Origin of the sequence: Morganella psychrotolerans, assembly GCF_965118875.1 — a bacterium.
GTDB lineage: Bacteria > Pseudomonadota > Gammaproteobacteria > Enterobacterales > Enterobacteriaceae > Morganella > Morganella psychrotolerans_C.
This window is the reverse complement of record NZ_CBCPJD010000004.1, coordinates 306,066-323,881: the sequence shown is the minus strand read 5'-3', so window position 1 is coordinate 323,881 and position 17,816 is coordinate 306,066. Positions and strand designations below refer to the sequence as shown.

General features: G+C 49.8%; 18 protein-coding genes. 12 read left to right on the top strand and 6 right to left on the bottom strand.

Translation table 11 applies throughout. The features are described 5' to 3' along the window. Positions 1–21 precede the first annotated feature (21 nt). The 5 genes from rlmB to rplI all read left to right on the top strand — a co-directional run bounded on the left by rlmB (position 22) and on the right by rplI (position 2,332). Positions 22–756, top strand: a complete 735-nt coding sequence (gene rlmB, locus ACMHKJ_RS06820) for a 23S rRNA (guanosine(2251)-2'-O)-methyltransferase RlmB (RefSeq protein WP_150384871.1) — start codon at positions 22–24, stop codon at positions 754–756. A 151-nt stretch (positions 757–907) separates the two neighbouring features. Then, positions 908–1,297 (top strand): 30S ribosomal protein S6, encoded by a 390-nt coding sequence (gene rpsF / locus ACMHKJ_RS06815; protein WP_004241366.1) that lies wholly within the window; start codon positions 908–910, stop codon positions 1,295–1,297. 5 nt (positions 1,298–1,302) lie between these two features. Then, a complete protein-coding gene (gene priB / locus ACMHKJ_RS06810) occupies positions 1,303–1,620 on the top strand; it encodes a primosomal replication protein N (RefSeq protein WP_067365973.1) in 318 nt (105 codons plus the stop codon). A gap of 4 nt (positions 1,621–1,624) precedes the next feature. Further along, positions 1,625–1,852 carry a 30S ribosomal protein S18 gene (gene rpsR, locus ACMHKJ_RS06805; RefSeq protein WP_004234502.1) on the top strand — a complete coding sequence of 76 codons (228 nt, stop codon included), beginning with the start codon at positions 1,625–1,627 and terminating at the stop codon, positions 1,850–1,852. A gap of 30 nt (positions 1,853–1,882) precedes the next feature. Further along, the gene (gene rplI / locus ACMHKJ_RS06800; RefSeq protein WP_413492710.1) at positions 1,883–2,332 is read left to right on the top strand and encodes a 50S ribosomal protein L9; all 450 of its coding nucleotides are present in this window, start codon (positions 1,883–1,885) and stop codon (positions 2,330–2,332) included. Positions 2,333–2,399: 67 nt separating this feature from the next. Here the strand turns inward: rplI and ACMHKJ_RS06795 are convergent, their stop codons facing one another. Continuing rightward, a complete protein-coding gene (locus ACMHKJ_RS06795; protein ID WP_413492709.1) occupies positions 2,400–2,999 on the bottom strand; it encodes a LysM-like peptidoglycan-binding domain-containing protein in 600 nt (199 codons plus the stop codon). Positions 3,000–3,343: 344 nt separating this feature from the next. Between ACMHKJ_RS06795 and ACMHKJ_RS06790 the strand changes: the two genes are divergently transcribed. The 3 genes from ACMHKJ_RS06790 (at position 3,344) to ACMHKJ_RS06780 (ending at position 5,445) form a co-directional block, all read left to right on the top strand. Then, a complete protein-coding gene (locus tag ACMHKJ_RS06790; RefSeq protein ID WP_413492708.1) occupies positions 3,344–3,964 on the top strand; it encodes a peptidylprolyl isomerase in 621 nt (206 codons plus the stop codon). A 136-nt stretch (positions 3,965–4,100) separates the two neighbouring features. Then, a complete protein-coding gene (cysQ, locus tag ACMHKJ_RS06785) occupies positions 4,101–4,841 on the top strand; it encodes a 3'(2'),5'-bisphosphate nucleotidase CysQ (RefSeq protein WP_413492707.1) in 741 nt (246 codons plus the stop codon). Between the two features lie 397 nt (positions 4,842–5,238). Beyond that, positions 5,239–5,445: a DUF1107 domain-containing protein gene (locus ACMHKJ_RS06780; protein ID WP_067406994.1), complete on the top strand. Its 207-nt coding sequence runs from the start codon at positions 5,239–5,241 to the stop codon at positions 5,443–5,445. A 75-nt stretch (positions 5,446–5,520) separates the two neighbouring features. Here the strand turns inward: ACMHKJ_RS06780 and paeA are convergent, their stop codons facing one another. Next, the gene (gene paeA, locus ACMHKJ_RS06775; RefSeq protein ID WP_413492706.1) at positions 5,521–6,873 is read right to left on the bottom strand and encodes a polyamine export protein PaeA; all 1,353 of its coding nucleotides are present in this window, start codon (positions 6,871–6,873) and stop codon (positions 5,521–5,523) included. 272 nt (positions 6,874–7,145) lie between these two features. Further along, entirely contained in the window at positions 7,146–7,811 is a 666-nt protein-coding gene (gene msrA / locus ACMHKJ_RS06770; RefSeq protein ID WP_413492705.1) for a peptide-methionine (S)-S-oxide reductase MsrA, read from the bottom strand. Between the two features lie 135 nt (positions 7,812–7,946). On the opposite strand from msrA, the gene tamA reads away from it, so the two are divergent. Genes tamA through ACMHKJ_RS06755 form a run of 3 tightly spaced genes read left to right on the top strand, consistent with a single transcriptional unit; the run spans position 7,947 to position 13,828 of the window. Next, on the top strand, positions 7,947–9,689 hold the full coding sequence (gene tamA / locus ACMHKJ_RS06765) for an autotransporter assembly complex protein TamA (protein WP_413492704.1): 1,743 nt from the start codon (positions 7,947–7,949) through the stop codon (positions 9,687–9,689). Next, entirely contained in the window at positions 9,689–13,462 is a 3,774-nt protein-coding gene (gene tamB / locus ACMHKJ_RS06760) for an autotransporter assembly complex protein TamB (protein ID WP_413492703.1), read from the top strand. Before tamA ends, tamB begins: the two co-directional genes overlap by 1 nt. Before the next feature lie 3 nt (positions 13,463–13,465). Continuing rightward, positions 13,466–13,828: a gamma-glutamylcyclotransferase family protein gene (locus ACMHKJ_RS06755; RefSeq protein WP_067365997.1), complete on the top strand. Its 363-nt coding sequence runs from the start codon at positions 13,466–13,468 to the stop codon at positions 13,826–13,828. Between the two features lie 64 nt (positions 13,829–13,892). Here ACMHKJ_RS06755 and ppa read toward each other — a convergent pair whose 3' ends face one another. Both ppa and fbp read right to left on the bottom strand, forming a co-directional pair. Next, positions 13,893–14,423, bottom strand: coding sequence for an inorganic diphosphatase (ppa, locus tag ACMHKJ_RS06750; RefSeq protein ID WP_067366000.1), 531 nt, complete (start codon positions 14,421–14,423; stop codon positions 13,893–13,895). Positions 14,424–14,510: 87 nt separating this feature from the next. Then, positions 14,511–15,524 (bottom strand): class 1 fructose-bisphosphatase, encoded by a 1,014-nt coding sequence (gene fbp, locus ACMHKJ_RS06745; protein ID WP_067366004.1) that lies wholly within the window; start codon positions 15,522–15,524, stop codon positions 14,511–14,513. 166 nt (positions 15,525–15,690) lie between these two features. Here fbp and mpl point away from each other — a divergent pair, with 166 nt between their 5' ends. After that, positions 15,691–17,043, top strand: coding sequence for a UDP-N-acetylmuramate:L-alanyl-gamma-D-glutamyl-meso-diaminopimelate ligase (gene mpl, locus ACMHKJ_RS06740; RefSeq protein ID WP_413492702.1), 1,353 nt, complete (start codon positions 15,691–15,693; stop codon positions 17,041–17,043). Between the two features lie 149 nt (positions 17,044–17,192). Here mpl and argR read toward each other — a convergent pair whose 3' ends face one another. Continuing rightward, positions 17,193–17,663, bottom strand: coding sequence for a transcriptional regulator ArgR (argR, locus tag ACMHKJ_RS06735; RefSeq protein ID WP_067367210.1), 471 nt, complete (start codon positions 17,661–17,663; stop codon positions 17,193–17,195). Positions 17,664–17,816: the final 153 nt, after the last annotated feature.

Genomic DNA, 17,816 nt, shown 5'->3' with positions numbered 1-17,816 from the left:
TCCTGCAACAAACGGAACGTTATGAGTGAAATTATTTATGGTATCCATGCCGTGGATGCCTTGCTGGCGAGTGATCCCAGCCGTTTTATTGAAGTTTATATTTTAAAAGGGCGTGAAGACCGCCGTCTTATCCCGGTTGCTCAGGCTCTGGAAGCTGCGGGTATCCGTGTTCAGGTGGCAAACCGTCAGTGGATGGACAGCCAGGCTGAAGGCGGCGTACATCAGGGTGTCATTGCCAAAGTCAAAGGCGGGCGTCAGTACCAGGAGCAGGATCTGCCGGATTTACTTGCTGAGCATGAAACGCCGTTTCTGCTGGTACTGGATGGCGTGACTGATCCGCACAACCTGGGTGCTTGTCTGCGTACCGCGGATGCTGCCGGTGTTCATGCCGTGATCATCCCGAAAGACCGTTCGGCTCAACTGAATGCGACAGTTAAAAAAGTGGCATGTGGCGCGGCGGAAAGTGTTCCGCTGATCCGTGTGACCAACCTTGCCCGTACGCTGCGCCAGTTGAAAGATGAAAATATCTGGATTGTCGGTACTGCTGGTGAAGCGACACACGATCTGTATCAGAGCAAAATGACCGGTCCTGTGGCTCTGGTAATGGGTGCGGAAGGTGAGGGTATGCGCCGCCTGACCCGTGACCTGTGTGATGAGCTGATTAGCATCCCGATGGCGGGAGCGGTATCCTCTCTGAACGTCTCTGTGGCAACGGGTGTGTGTCTGTTTGAAGCAGTACGCCAGCGCGGGAAATAATCCCTGATACGTAAACTATTACCTTGTTTTTTGCATCGGGCATGGGTATAGTTATGCGTCAAATTTTTCAGCCGCACTTAAACAAGTTCCTTGCCTCTCAGGGTTGCGGTTGCCCGGACTGGAGGCTAATAATCCGTAAGGAGCACTACTAATGCGTCATTACGAAATCGTCTTTATGGTTCATCCGGACCAGAGCGAACAAGTACCGGCAATGATCGAGCGTTACAAAACTGCTATTACTAATGCAGAAGGTCAGATCCACCGTCTCGAAGACTGGGGTCGTCGCCAACTGGCTTACCCAATCAACAAACTGCACAAAGCTCACTACGTTCTGCTGAACGTTGAAGCACCGCAGGAAGTGATTGACGAGCTGGAAACTATTTTCCGCTTCAATGATGCCGTTATCCGCAGCATGGTTATGCGCGTTAAGCACGCGGTGACTGAACCTTCTCCGATGGTTAAAGCGAAAGACGAACGTCGCCCGCGCGACATGTCTGACGACATTGAAGAAAATGATGAAGCTGAGGAAACTGAAGAGTAATAACGATGTCCGCTAACCGTCTGGTGTTATCCGGCACAGTGTGCAGGGAACCCATCCGGAAAGTAAGCCCGGCCGGAATTCCGCATTGTCAGTTCGTGCTTGAGCACCGCTCACAACAGCAGGAAGCCGGACTTAGCCGGCAGGCATGGTGCAGAATGCCCGTGGTTGCCAGCGGACTAACCATCCAAACCATTACTCGCAGTATAACGGTCGGCAGTCATATAACCGTTCACGGATTCATCAGCACCCATCAGGGTCGCAATGGATTAACGAAACTGGTTCTTCATGCCGAACATATTGAATTAATAGATTCTGGAGACTAGCCTTATGGCACGTTATTTCCGTCGTCGTAAATTCTGCCGTTTCACCGCAGAAGGCGTTCAAGAGATTGATTATAAAGACATCGCTACGCTGAAAAACTATATCACTGAAAGTGGTAAAATCGTACCAAGCCGTATTACCGGTACAAGTGCGAAATATCAGCGTCAGCTCGCTCGTGCTATCAAGCGTGCCCGCTACCTGTCTTTACTGCCTTACACTGATCGTCATCAGTAATCGGCATCGTCCATTTAAGAGGATAAGGTAATGCAAGTTATTCTGCTTGATAAAGTAGCGAACCTGGGTAGCCTGGGTGACCAAGTAAATGTTAAGTCTGGTTATGCACGTAACTTCTTAGTACCGCAAGGTAAAGCTGTTCCTGCTACCAAGAAAAATATCGAATTCTTCGAAGCACGCCGTGCAGAACTGGAAGCTAAATTAGCTGACGTTCTGGCTGCAGCTAACGCTCGTGCAGAGAAAATCAATGCCCTGGGCGTTGTGACTCTCTCTTCTAAAGCGGGTGACGAAGGCAAATTATTCGGTTCTGTCGGTACTCGTGACATCGCTGATGCTGTTACTGCAGCTGGCGTTGAAGTTGCGAAAAGCGAAGTTCGTCTGCCTAACGGCGTTCTGCGTACTCTGGGTGATCATGAAGTTCACTTCCAGGTTCACAGTGACGTGTTTGCAGAACTGAATGTGAAGATTGTTGCTGAGTAATCTCTGATTACGATGTAAACATCTTTGAAAGACGCTGGCTCAGGCCAGCGTTTTTTTATTTTTTACATCATGAACGGCGGTAACTGCCGTCTTTCTGGCGTTTAAAAGTCACGGACTGCCCGCTGGTCTTATCAATTCTCAGTTCTGTAATCGTTTTGTCTTTCCCCCGGATAACCCGTATTTTATCACCGGCCCCAACCTGGTTCAGCGGCTTCTGCGCTCCTTCAACGGCGGTCATCCGAAATAAATCATCAACCGGTAACCCGTTATTACGGAAAACCTGCGCGATTGTCTGTCCTTTTTTTACCGTAAACCGCTGCGACACAAGCGGAGCATCCTGTGCAGTTGTAGCGACAGGTGCTGTTTCTGTTGTGACCGGTGGCTGTTCTGCTGTGGGTTGCGGTGCCGGATCCTGAGTCTGAGCGACAGGCGGCAGGTTATCATCCTGCGGCAGGGTATTTTCGGTTGTGTTCGGCGTGTCGGTAAGCTGACGCTGTGCCATCAGGTCACCCAGCGGATCATCCTGTACCGGTGGTGTCAGACCGATAGTTTGTGGCGGAGACGTTACTGGCAGCTTGGGTGCGGATGGCCATAAAAACAGCACAATAATAACAATCAGCGCGATGGCGGCGATGGTATAAAGATGGAATTTGGGTAGTAACCGCATAGTATTTCCCCGCTATTGTGCATGCGTTATATACCCTTATTCATTCAAACTGCAGGTTCGTTGGCGGAACGATGCCAGCCGGGTCACATACTGATGTATGCTCCCCGTCTGTTTTCCCTTACCGCCTGCCTGCATCCTGAATGACGTTGGGTATAGCTCATCAGACGTTCTTTCAGTGTAGCAGTCGGCTCCCTGAAATTATTCGGAATTAATCCTGTTTTATAATTTGTTTTCCGTGTTTATCTGTAATGGCGGATTGCATCAGTTTTCACTGATAATCGGGTTTACCGGGGTACATGCTGCTGTTATGCTTATCCATCTTACTTATTAATCAGGTATCTCTCATGACACAACCGACTTTTGACACGATGGAAGCACAGGCAAGCTACGGAATTGGCTTACAAATCGGCCAGCAATTACAGGAATCCGGACTGAGCGGATTAGTACCGGAAGCGATTCTTGCCGGTATCACTGACGCATTAGCCAATAATCAGCCTGCTGTCGCGGTTGATGTTCTTCATCGCGCCCTGCGTGAAATGCATGAGCGTGCTGATGCTGTCCGCAATGAAATGCAGGCAGAGCTGGTAAAAGACGGTATGCGCTTCCTGGAAGAGAATGCGAAGAAAGAGGGTGTTTCATCCACTGAGAGCGGTTTACAGTTCTCTGTTATCACTCAGGGTAATGGTCCGATTCCGGCACGCACTGATCGTGTCCGCGTTCACTATACCGGTCGTCTGACTGACGGCACTGTATTTGATAGCTCTGTACAGCGCGGTGAGCCGGCTGAATTCCCGGTCAATGGCGTGATCGCAGGCTGGATCGAAGCACTGACCCTGATGCCGGTTGGTTCTAAATGGGAACTGTATATCCCGAGCAACCTGGCTTACGGTGAGCGTGGTGCCGGTGCTTCTATCCCGCCATACAGCACATTAGTTTTTGAAGTTGAGCTGTTAGAGATCCTGTAAGTACGGATTGTGTTACCAAAAGCAGAATATGCGAAATGGCCGGTTTTCACCGGCCATTTTTGTTTCTATACTCAGGTCTCCGGAGACGTAAACAGGATAACGCGGCTCACTAACTGTTCTGTGAAAGAGGTGAAGGATGCTCAATCAAATTTGTCACCTGGCCCGGCGGGCGGGTGAGGCTATCATGGATATTTATCATCATCCCGACACGATGAATATTTCAGCCAAGGCGGATAATTCACCGCTGACCGCCGCCGATCTCGCGGCACATCATATTATCCTTCAAGAGCTGACTGCACTGACCCCGGACATCCCGGTGCTCTCTGAGGAAGATCCGCAAGCCTGGTCTGAACGTCAGCACTGGACACAATACTGGCTGGTGGACCCTCTCGACGGCACAAAAGAATTTATCAGCCGTAACGGGGAATTCACGGTCAATATTGCGTTGATAAGCAATGGTGTCCCTGTCATGGGCGTGGTGTATGCCCCGGTGGCAGATGTACTCTATTTTGCAGAAGGACCGCGTGCCTGGCGTGAACGTGGCGGGCAGCGGATGCAGATTAAAGTGATAAACGCGGAGTTACCTATGGTGGTTATCAGCCGCTCCCATCAGGATGATGAGCTGGCAGATTACCTGGTGCAACTGGGACCGCATGAAACACAGGCAATTGGTTCATCTCTGAAATTCTGCCTGGTGGCGGAAGGGAAAGCTCAGTTGTATCCCCGCTTTAACCCGACCCATATCTGGGATACCGCCGCCGGTCATGCTGTTGCGTTGGCTGCGGGTGCGCATATCACTGACTGGAATGGCAAGACTCTCGATTATACGCCGCGCGAATCGATGATTAACCCGGGATTTCGTGTCTCCAGTTTCTGACCACCATTTTATCTCTGAAAAGCCAGTGTGATATGCATGTTTATGCAAATTACACTGGCTTTTTTCTGTTTAGTGAAACTACTCGGTATGTTGTTTGTCAGTTAAGTGCTCATGCTTTTTATTATTTATAAAAGTTATAATAATTATAAGGTTATTATTTATATATCATATTATGATGCAGTATGTTTCTGGTGTGATGAAGATCTATTTTCTTATTGTTTTGTGAAGTACATCGTAGCAGAGTGTCATTTTATGTAAAAAAAGTGATTAAAACACATGATTAGTGAACCCTTGGCGGGGATTTTAGTCTACCTTGTAGTATAAAGGTGATGTCAGTAATTTTACCTGCCACCGAAAGACCGAAAGACCGAAAGGTAAAGGGGAGGACATAAGAGTGATGAAAATTTTTGCCCGTTACAACCCGTCTCAGATAGCGCGCTATGTGAAAACATTGTTCCGTGGCCGGCTGTATATCCAGGGAATGGGGGCGTTCGAGTTTGACTACGGTAAGATTTTACCGCCGAAAGTCAGAGATAAACGTCATCTGAGCGCAATGAGTGAGATTAATCAGCAGGTATTGTTGCTCCAGGCGCAACTGGCTTAGTAATCAACAATACCCGGTGAAAAATAAGGGTTGGTTTTACGGCTGTTGACCGCGGGTATCCGGTGTTACGTCAGACTAACCCTCTTTGTTTTCTCCTGCCGCAGGCGGCAAGGGGGAAACCGGTAAAATAACCGCTGTAACCGGGGAGTCCGGAATTCGCGTGACTAATAACTGGTCAATTTTATAGTTATCAATATCAACGACTTCAAATTTATAACCGACGTATTTTACAAAATCTGTGCGTTTCGGGATCCTGCGCAGTTTGTACATCATAAAGCCGGCAATAGTTTCATAGTTGCTGTCATCCGGAAACTCATCAATATCCAGTACCCGCTGCACATCTTCAATCGGCGTACCGCCTTCAACCAGCCATGAGTTTTCATCACGGGCGACAATTTGTTCTTCCTGGCCCTGACCCACCAGGTCACCCATCAATGTAATCATCACATCATTGATAGTGATAACACCCATCACCATCGCGTATTCATTGAGGATGATAGCAAAGTCTTCACCGGCGTTTTTAAAACCTTCCAGGGTATCAGACAAACTGAGTGTGTCCGGGATCATTAGTGCCGGTCGGATTTGCACGCCATCATGCAGGTTCAGACTCTGACCAATCAGTACACGGTTGAGCAGATCTTTGGAATCAACATACCCGAGGACATGATCAAGACCCCCGTCACACACCAGGAATTTTGAATGTGGCTGTGTGGAAATTTTTTCTTTAATACTCTCTTCGCTTTCCTTCCTGTCAAAGTAAACGATACTTTCACGCGAGGTCATGGCAGACGGGACAGTACGGGATTCCAGTTCAAACACGTTTTCAATCAGTTCGTGCTCTTGCTTGCGCAGTACACCGGCGACAGCGCCGGCTTCCACAACGGCGTAAATATCATCAGATGTAATATCTTCATTACGTGCCAGCGGAATTTTGAATAGTTTGAAGAACAGATTAGATAAGCCGTTAAACAGCCAGGCCAGCGGGCGCAGTACAGCCAGACAAAAACGCATCGGCTGAACAATACGGATAGCCACGGCTTCGGGCTTGATCATTCCCATCCGCTTAGGCGTCAGGTCAGCCAGCAGGATAAACATGGAGGTGACGATAATAAATGAACATATGGAGCCGAGTTGCTGTGCGGCGGTATCAGACACAATGTTCTGAAACATGGTGCGCAGAGCCGGTGAAAAAGCAGATTCCCCGACAATACCGGCGAGGATCGCCACGGCATTCAGCCCGATCTGCACCACGGTGAAAAACATACCCGGTGCTTCCTGAAGGCGGAGAACCAGCGCGGCATTCGCGTTGCCCTCGTCGATCATGATTTTGAGCTTTATGCGCCGTGAGGCGGCAAGCGAAATTTCTGATAATGAAAAGAATGCGCTGATGGCGCAAAGTAACAGTACAATTAATACACTATTTAACATATAGGTTCCGAATGGCCGGCACGTTTGCCTGAGGCAGTGCTGTTATTAATTATGCGTGGCGACCGGTTATTTTTGAGAGATATATATACCCGTCATACTTCAAAATGCCCGGGTGCTGACTGCGCCCGGCAGGCGTATCTTGTCGCCTGTATGCATCCCGAATTATGTAGAGTATTGAGCATAAATATCGGATATAAAAAGAGAAATACGCACAGAGTATTGATATTTTCTGTGCGTGGATGTGCAGTATAACACCGGATCAGGAAAAACGGTTAGTTTCTCAGCGAAGGCGGCATGCAAACGCCGATCCCGCCCAATCCGCAATAGCCCTCCGGGTTTTTATCCAGATATTGCTGATGATAATCCTCTGCCACATAAAACGGGCCGGCAGGGCGGATTGCTGTGGTGACCGGCCGGAGATCACCGCTCTCCGACATCGCCTGCTGATATTGCTCCCGCGAGGCGATTGCCTGCACGCGCTGGCTGTCTGATTGTGTGAAAACAGCCGAGCGGTACTGCGATCCGATATCGCCGCCCTGTTTCATGCCCTGCGCCGGATCGTGGTTCTCCCAGAACAGACGCAGCAAATCAACATAGCTTATGATTGACGGGTCATAGACCACCCGCACCGCTTCTGTGTGTCCGGTGTTGCCGGTACATACAGCGTCATAGCCCGGATTCTGAGTGACTCCGCCGGTATAACCTGCGGTGGTACTGTAAATTCCCGGTTGCTGCCAGAACAGACGCTCCACACCCCAGAAGCATCCCATGGCAAAGTAGGCGATATCAAAGCCTTCCGGGACATGATTCACATCATTCCCGGTGACGGTATGACGGGGGCTGATGGTCAGCGCAACAGTACTGCCGGAGAGTGAATTTTCAGCAGAAACAGGTGAAATAATTGTGTCCTGAGGGTAATTAATTATCGTTTTTATCATATGCGGTGGCTCCTGTTTTAAGAATAATCGGTGTATTATCAATAGAATTCAGGTTATTTATCTTATGTATCTATAGTAAACTTCAAATAATTTTCATATTGTTTTCAATCAAATCTAAGACACTCAGGAGTTGATGTGATCCGATACCCTCTTATTTGTGTTGTGGCCGTGTCTCTCACATCCCCTCTGGCATATAGTGCAAATCTTCGCTTAAAAGTGGAAGGGCTGAACGGCCAACTTGAAAAAAATGCAAGAGTCCAGCTTTCGACAATCTCAACGGATGAAGTGGTGGCAGATGGCCGTTTCCGCGCCCGTGTGGAAAAAGCCATTAAAGAAGGTCTGCGCCCGCTTGGTTATTATGACCCCACTGTCACCTTTGAATATCAGGATAATCAGCCACCTGCACGCCCTGTATTGCTTGCCCGCGTTACTCCGGGTGAACCTGTCAAAATTGCCGGGGTGACCGTCGATATTGAAGGTGCGGCAAAGGACGATACTGCGTTCAGTCAGTTTGTGACTAAAAATAAACCTGAAATTGGTACGGTCGTCAATCATGGTGAGTATGAAAGTTTCAAAGGCGGATTATCCGGGCTTGCATTAAAACGGGGTTATTTTGATGCGGAGATGGAAAAAAGCCAGCTCGGTATTGCACTGTCACGCAATGCGGCATATTGGGATTTTGTGTTTAACAGCGGCAAACGATACCGGTTTGGTAAAGTGAATTATGAAGGTTCACAAATCCGCGACACTTATCTGGAAGGATTGGTGCCCTTTAAAGAGGGGGATTATTATACCTCTGAACAGTTAGCTGATTTTAACCGCCTGCTGGCACAAACCGGCTGGTTCCAGTCTGCGATTGTAACGCCAAATATCACGCAGGCACGGACAGATAACAGTGATTATCTGACGATGGATGCCTCTTTTACCCCGCGTGCACAAAATTTTGTGGAGCTGGGCGGCGGTTTTGCCACTGACGTGGGGCCGCGCGTACAGGCAAAATGGAATAAGCCATGGGTTAACTCACGCGGGCACAGTCTGACTTCCAGCATCAGTCTGTCAGCGCCTGAACAAATTATCGACACATCCTACCGGATCCCGCTGAAAGTAAACCCTATTGAGCAATATTATTCTGTTTCCGGCGGCTACAAACGTACTGATCTGAATGATACCAAATCCGATACAGCAACTGTTGGTGTGTCCCGTAACTGGGATTTATCGAGCGGCTGGCAGTACGGTATCAATATGCGCTGGAGCTTCAGCCACTTTACACAGGCAGATATCACCAATACCACCATGCTGCTCTATCCCGGCGTCAATGTCAGCCGTGTCCGCTCCAGGGGCGGGATGATGCCGTCATGGGGAGACAGTCAGCGCTATTCTGTTGATGTATCAAATGAAATGTGGGGCTCGGATGTGGATTTCGCTGTGTTCCGCGCCCGTAATGTCTGGGTCAGAACACCGTGGGAAGGTCATCGTTTCGTGATGCGCGGGACACTTGGCTGGATAGAAACGAATAATTTTGACCGTGTTCCGCCGGACCTGCGGTTTTTCGCCGGGGGTGACGGCAGTATCCGTGGCTATCGCTACAACAAAATCTCGCCCGAAGATGCTGACGGCAAACTGACCGGTGGCTCGAAATCAGCAGTCGGCTCCCTGGAATATCAGTACAACGTGACCGGTGACTGGTGGGGCGCGGTATTTGTGGACAGTGGCGAAGTGGTGAATGACATCAAACGGAGTAATTTTAAAACCGGTGCGGGTGTCGGGGTACGCTGGGCATCACCGGTCGGACCGGTGAAGTTTGATCTGGCGGCACCTGTCGGTGACGATCAGACAAAAAATATTGAGTTTTACATCGGATTGGGAGCAGAACTCTGATGAAATGGCTGAAGTATCTGAAGTGGCCGGCAATCGTTCTGCTGGTGCTTATCCTGATGATCGGCGGCACGCTGGGCTGGGTGCTGGGCACTCAGTCCGGGCTGCATTTTGCCCTGAATATGGCACCGCGTTTTGTGTCCGGTCTGACTCTCGGACAGGTGGAAGGGGATCTTCGTAACCTGACTCTGAAGCAGGTGAAATACACCATGCCGGGCATTGATGTCAGCGTGGATAAAGTAGATCTCGCACTGCGCCTCAGTTGCCTGAAAAATATGACGTTATGTGTTGAAAATCTCAGCACAGACGGCACCCGTGTCACTGTTGATACAACAAAATTGCCGCCGTCAGAAGAAACACCGCCGTCTGAACCACTGACGGAACTGAATGCGCCACTGACTATTTTTCTTGATTCGCTCTCTGTCACCAATACGCAGGTGACCGTTGATGATATGGCGATCAATTTAGATACGTTCCGCACGGCCATGACCTGGGAGGGCGACCAGCTCACACTCAAACCTACTGTGATTAAGGCGCTCTCTGTTGTGCTGCCGGAATCCGACCCTGCGGTTGTTGCGGAAAAACCGGAACCGGTAACCGATGAGCCGGAAAAACCCCTTAGTGAAACCATTAACGCTATTTTTGCCAAACCGCTGCTGGCGGCGTTGCCGGACGTTATTCTTCCTCTGAATATTTCGGTTGAAGGTATTTCCGGAGATAACTGGCAGGTGAGCGGTGATACGCCGGTAACTATAAATTCTCTGCATCTGGCACTGTTTAACAAAGGGCAGACACTGACACTGAGTGATTTCTCAGCGGACGCACCGCAGGGAAATATTAGTATCAGCGGAGAAGCCACTCTCAGTGATAACTGGCCGGTGGTGCTCTCAGTTAAAGGTGCGGTTCGTGATTTTGATGAATTCAGCGGGCAAAATATCGATCTGAATCTGAATGGCGGGTTGCTGGATGAACTGAAGCTGGTTCTGGTACTGAAAGGGCCGGTCAATGCGACCCTGGATGCACAAACGAATCTGACACAGGCGGATTTACCGGTATTGCTGACGCTGGAGAGTCAGAAAGTCAGCTGGCCGTTAACCGGTGAGGCGGATTATCAGCTCGGTGGTGTGAAATTACGCCTTAACGGTAAAGTCAGCGGATATGATCTCTCCCTGCGCTCAGACATCAAAGGGAAGGATATCCCGCCTGCGCTGCTGACGCTGGATGCCAAAGGCAATACAGAACAGCTTAATCTCACCCGGCTGCGCCTGAATGCGTTACAGGGCTTTGCTGAGGTCACCGGTGTGGCGGACTGGCAGAAAGCCATCAGTTGGCAGGCAGTGCTGACACTGTCCGGTCTGAATACGGCAAAAGCCTACCCTGAATGGCCGGCGAAAGTGGATGGCAAAATTACCACACGCGGCAGTCTGTACGGCGGTAACTGGGAATTGTCTGTTCCGGATATCACGCTTGACGGAAAAGTGAAAAATTATCCGCTGAAAGCGCGCGGAAATGTAAAAGGTAACGCCGGCGGGCAGTGGACTATCCCTGAGCTGAAACTGGCGCTGGGTAATAATAAGCTGGATATCAATGGTCAGCTGGCAGACAACTGGAAGCTGGATGCAGATATTAATGCCCCGGCGCTGGGTGGCCTGGTTCCGGGTCTTGCAGGGACCATTAAAGGTAAGCTGAATGTCCGCGGTAATATGGAAAAACCGCAGATTCTGGCGGATCTCACGATCCATAATCTGAAGTGGCAGAATGAGTTGTCTGTCGCCAATGCCACGATCAAAGGGGATGTTACCTCAGCCGAACAGATCAAAGGTCAGCTGGATGTGACTGTTACTCAGCTGAAGCAGGCCGATCTGGTGATAAGCAATCTGACTCTGAATGCAAAAGGAACAGAAGCACAGCACGCGCTGAAACTGACGATGAAGGGAGATCCGGTATCGGCACAACTGATGCTCAACGGCGGGTTTGATCGTAAAACACAAATCTGGAAAGGCTCTCTGAATAATACCCGTTTTGAAACGCCGGTGGGTGAATGGCAGCTCAGCAAAGCAATGGCGCTGACGTATCTGAATGAAAAACAGGAAGTCACAGTCGGTACCCACTGCTGGGTGAACCCGGATGCGCGTATCTGTGTACCGAAACCGATTACAGCCGGCGCATCCGGTAATGCGGCGGTTGCGCTGGAGCGATTTGATCTGTCGATGATAAAACCGTTCCTGGATCAGGGAACGAAACTGAGCGGCGTATTCAGCGGGAACGCGAATGTCCGCTGGTTTGCTGATGGTTCGCAGCCGGTGATGGATGTCTCCCTTAAAGGGAATGGCGTAAAAGTAGTGCAGAGCCTTGAGGGTGTAAATCTGCCGGTGGCGTTTGATACCCTTACACTGACTGCGGCGATGAAGAGTGGCAAACTGAATCTTCAGTGGCTGATTGCTATTGCCGGAAACGGAAAAATCAACGGTAACGTACAGATTTCTGATTTGGAAAAGCGCCGTCAGCTGAGCGGAAATATCGGGATCGACAATATCTCACTGGATTTGATCAAGCCGCTGCTGGGTAAAGGTGATAAAGCCACCGGGCGGCTGAATGCAAATCTGCGCCTCGGTGGTAATGCTGCCGGACCTCTGCTGTTTGGTCAGCTGGGGTTGTCAGATCTTGCTGTCAGCGGGAAGTTGCTGCCGTTTGATATTACACAGGGCGGCCTGACCGTTAATTTTGACGGCGCGCGCTCTGATCTGAACGGACAAATTAACACCCCGGAAGGGCATCTTAACCTCAGTGGTAATGCAGACTGGCGCAAGATGGATGCGTGGTACGCTAAAATCAGTGCTCAGGGTGATAAACTGCGGGTTTCATTGCCGCCGATGATACGGATAGATGTCAGCCCGGATCTGGTTTTTGAAGCAACACCGTCAGTGCTGAAGCTGGACGGAACTGTCAATATTCCGTGGGCGCGGATAACAGTACATGATGTGCCGGAATCGGCGGTTGCATCAACATCTGATGAAGTGATGCTGGACGATAATCTGCAACCGGTTCATGAAAAACCGGTCAGTATTCCGATTCAGAGCAACCTGAAAATCCATATTGGTCCTGATGTGGCGCTTGATGCATTTGGCCTTAGTGCGATGCTGACGGGGAACCTGAGAGTTGCGCAGGACAAACAGGGCCTGGGGCTGAACGGACAGGTTGATATCCCGCGCGGGCGTTTTAAAGCGTACGGGCAGGATCTGCTGGTGCGCAAAGGACAGATTCTGTTCTCCGGTCCTGCCGACCAGCCGTTCCTGAATATGGAAGCGATCCGTAATCCGGATAACACCGCTAATGGTGTCATTGCCGGAGTCCGGGTGACCGGGCTTGCGGATCGTCCGAAAGTGGAAATATTTTCTGACCCTGCAATGTCACAGGAAGAGGCCCTTTCTTATCTGTTACGGGGTGAGGGACTCAATTCCGGTGATGCTGACAGTTCCCAGATGACATCCATGTTAATCAGCCTTGGGGTAGCACAAAGCGGGCAGTTAGTCGGAAAAATTGGTGAAACATTCGGCATTTCAGACCTGGCGCTGGACACTCAGGGTGTGGGTGATAAGTCACAGGTTGTGGTCAGCGGCAAGATAACGAATGACTTGCAGGTAAAATATGGTGTCGGTATATTTGACTCTTTAGCGACCTTGACGTTACGCTATAGGTTAATGCCCAGGTTATATCTGGAAGCGGTGTCTGGCGTCAGCCAGGCGATCGATCTGCTTTATCAGTTTGAGTTCTAATATATGCGAGTGATCGTTTATGGCAGTTTGCGGCAAAAACAGGGAAACCATCACTGGATGACCTACGCCGCCCTGCTGGGTGAGTATACGCTTGAAGGTTATGATCTGTATGATCTGGGGCACTATCCTGCGGTTGTACCGGGAACCGGTAAAATCGAATGTGAAGTGTACCGGATCTCCTCGTCGATCCTGACAGAGCTGGATGAATTGAAAAAAGATGGTCAGGATTACCGGCGTGAGCTGGTTTCAACGCCTTACGGCAGTGCCTGGATTTACCTGTATCAGCGTTCTGTGGACGATTTGGTGCGGATAAACTGCGGTGACTGGCTCAGGCGTCACGGGGAACCTGGGCCGGAAAGCGAATAACATACCTGCAAAAATAAAAAACCGCTGTGAAAACAGCGGTTTTTTTATCAAAACGGGATGCGGATTATTTTTTCGCAGCGCGTTCGAAAGAAGCAATAATTTCTGCTTTTGCTGACGCGGCATCTTCCCAGCCGTCAACTTTAACCCATTTGCCTTTTTCCAGATCTTTGTAGTGCTCGAAAAAGTGAGTGATTTGCGCTTTCAGCAGTTCAGACAGATCGCCCACATCTTTGATGTGATCGTATTCTTTGCTCAGCTTGGTGTGCGGAACCGCAACCAGTTTGGCATCTTCACCGGATTCGTCAGTCATTTTCAGAACACCGACCGGACGGCAGCGGATCACAGAACCCGGCTGTAACGGATACGGAGTCGGAACCAGGACGTCTACCGGGTCGCCATCCAGTGATAACGTATGGTTGATATAACCATAGTTGCACGGATAGAACATTGCCGTTGACATAAAGCGGTCAACAAACAGCGCACCGGATTCTTTATCCACTTCGTATTTAATCGGATCGGCGTTTGCAGGGATTTCGATAACAACATAGATATCTTCCGGCAGATCTTTACCTGCAGGAACATTATTCAGGCTCATGAGCGGTTTCCTTTAAGTCTTCAAACCAAATAGCGTGGCGGACATTATAACGAAAAAAAGGCGGTGGTATACCGCCTTTTCCTCCGCTTACTTCCCGTGTTCGTCCGGGAATTCAGCCATAAAGCTTTCTGCTTTCTCTACCATGGATTTTGTGCCGACAAAGTACGGCGAACGCTGGTGGAGTTTTTCAGGAATGATATCAAGGATACGGTTTTTACCATCACTCGCTTTACCGCCCGCTTGTTCTGCGAGGAAAGACATCGGGTTGCACTCATACAGCAGGCGCAGTTTACCGGTAGGGTGGCTTGCTGTGCTCGGGTAGATATAAATCCCGCCTTTGAGCAGGTTGCGGTGGAAGTCTGCAACCAGTGAACCGATATAACGGGTGGTATAAGGGCGGTTTGTTGCCTCATCTTCATCCTGGCAGTATTTAATGTACTTTTTCACACCCTGCGGGAAGCGGATATAGTTCCCTTCATTGATGGAGTACATATTGCCTTTTTCCGGGAATTGCACGTCTGCCTGGCACAGGCAGAATACGCCTAATGACGGATCATACGTAAAGGCGTGAACCCCGTTGCCGGTAGTGTAAACCAGCATAGTGGAAGACCCGTATACCACATAACCGGCTGCGACCTGGCGGTTGCCCGGTTGCAGGAAGTCAGCTTCGGTTACCGGCTGACCCAGAGGCGTGATACGGTGATAGATAGAGAAAATGGTCCCGACAGACACATTTACGTCAATGTTGGATGAACCATCGAGCGGGTCCATCAGAACAACATATTTGGCATTCTCGGCACGTCCGCCTTCAAAAATGACGATGTCATCTTCTTCTTCGGAAGCAATACCGGCAACTTCACCACGGGCTTTTAGTGCCGCTTTCAGTTTCTCGTTAGCGTAGAGATCCAGTTTCATCTGGACTTCACCCTGCACATTAGAGATACCATTGGTACCAAGGATATCAACCAGCCCGGCTTTGTTGATATCACGATGAATAATTTTAGCACCTAACTTAATCGCAGAGAGGAGAGCAGTCAGTTCTCCGGTTGCGTGAGAAAAGTCCTGCTGTTTTTCGACGATAAATTCGCCTAATGTTTTCATGACGTGCGTCCTGAAGTGGGTGAAATAAAAGTATTACGAAAGCGGTTGCCCGGAAACGCGCGTGCAAGTTTAGCCAAAGAAAATCATAATTGATAGGCTAATCCGTTTCAGTTCTTTTGATAGATGGTTAGAATAGTGACCAACGTCATGCTATTGGATAAAAATAATGCATATTCATATTCTCGGTATCTGTGGCACCTTCATGGGCAGCCTCGCAATTCTTGCCCGTTCGCAGGGACATAAAGTGACCGGCTCCGATCAAAATGTCTATCCGCCGATGAGTAGTCTGCTGACAGAGCAGGGGATTGACCTGATCCAGGGCTATGACCCGGCGCAGCTTGAACCCCGCCCGGATATTGTGGTGATCGGCAACGCCATGAAGCGCGGAAACCCGTGTGTGGAAGCCGTGCTGAACCTGGGTATCCCATATACCTCAGGACCGCAGTGGCTGCATGACCATGTATTACCTGAGCGCTGGGTGCTCGCCGTGGCGGGAACGCACGGCAAAACCACTACCGCCGGTATGCTGGCGTGGATTCTGGAAGACTGCGGCTATCAGCCGGGTTTCCTGATCGGCGGCGTTCCGGGTAATTTTGATGTCTCTGCCACACTGGGTAACAGTCCGTTCTTTGTGATTGAGGCGGATGAATATGACTGTGCATTTTTTGATAAGCGCTCGAAATTTGTGCATTACAGCCCGCGCACACTGCTGCTCAATAATCTTGAGTTTGACCACGCAGATATTTTTGAAAATCTCGCCGCGATTGAAAAGCAATTCCATCATCTGGTACGTGTTGTTCCCGGAGACGGAAAAATTATTGCTCCGGCAAATGATTCTAATCTGAAACAGATGCTCGCTATGGGGTGCTGGAGTGAAGAAGAATATACCGGTGAAAACGCCCGCTGGCAGGCGGAGAAAGTCACAAATGACTGCGGTGAGTTTGATGTGCGCTATGACGGTGACATCAAAGGTCGAGTGAACTGGGGACTGGTCGGCGAGCATAACATGCAGAATGCCCTGATGGCGGTTGCGGGAGCACATCACGTCGGGGTTCCTGTGGCGGAAGCCTGCCGCGCACTGGGTAAATTTATCAATGCCCGTCGCCGTCTGGAGCTGCGTGGTGAAGTGAACGGCATCAGTGTCTATGATGATTTCGCCCATCACCCGACAGCCATACTCGCAACGCTACAGGCATTGCGCAGTAAGGTTGGTGGCACAGCCCGGATACTGGTGGTGCTTGAGCCGCGTTCAAATACCATGAAAATGGGGATCAGCAAAGACGATATCGCTCCGGCACTGGGACGCGCAGATGAAGTGTTTATTCTCCAGCCGGCAAATATTCCGTGGCTGGTGAGTGAAATTACTGAGCACTGTGTCCAGCCGGCGTACTGGAGTGGTGATCTGGATGCGTTGACTGCGATGGTGGCAGAGCATGCCCAGCCGGGCGATCACATCCTGGTGATGAGTAACGGCAGCTTTGGCGGTATTCACGATAAGCTGCTGGAAAAACTGAAGTAATCTGATATTAATTATACCCAACGTTATTCAGGATGCGGGCGGGCTTCGTTCCGCCAACGAACCTGCAGTTTGAATGAATAAGGGTATACAAAAAAAACCGCGCGGCAGCATCAGCTTACCGCGCGGTTTTTTTATGCAGGAAGCCGGTATTACAACTCTTGCTCGAACAGTGCCAGAATGGCCTCACAAAGCTGTTCTGTTGTGAAACCCTGTGCCGGTGTTGAGAAAATTGTGTCATCACCGGCAATACTGCCGAGGATACCTTCTGATTTTCCGATGGAATCCAGCAGGCGGGCAATCAGCTGTGCAGCTCCCGGACTGGTGCGGATCACCACGACAGAGTCGTTATAATCAATATCCAGCACCAGATTTTTTAAGGGGCTGGTGGCGGTCGGAACGCCCAGTTCCGCAGGCAGACAGTAAACCATTTCCATTTTCGCATTACGGGTACGGACGGCGCCGAACTTCGTCAGCATTCTGGAAATCTTGGATTGATTTATATTTTCAAAGCCCTCTTCCTGCAGGGCAGTGACAATCTCCCCCTGAGAACTGAATTTTTCTTCTTTCAACAGCGCTTTAAACGCTTTGATTAAATCTTCTTGTTTAGAAGGTGCGCGCATAGTCATTCCTGAAAAATTGGCAACAAACGCTATTATTATGCGTATAAATGCATTTTTATGCAAATTAAACCCGCACGCCTGAATATATAAAATGGCATCAATGATCAAAACTGGTGAGTGGCTCACGTAATGGGTTTTACTTTTTCTCCCGGC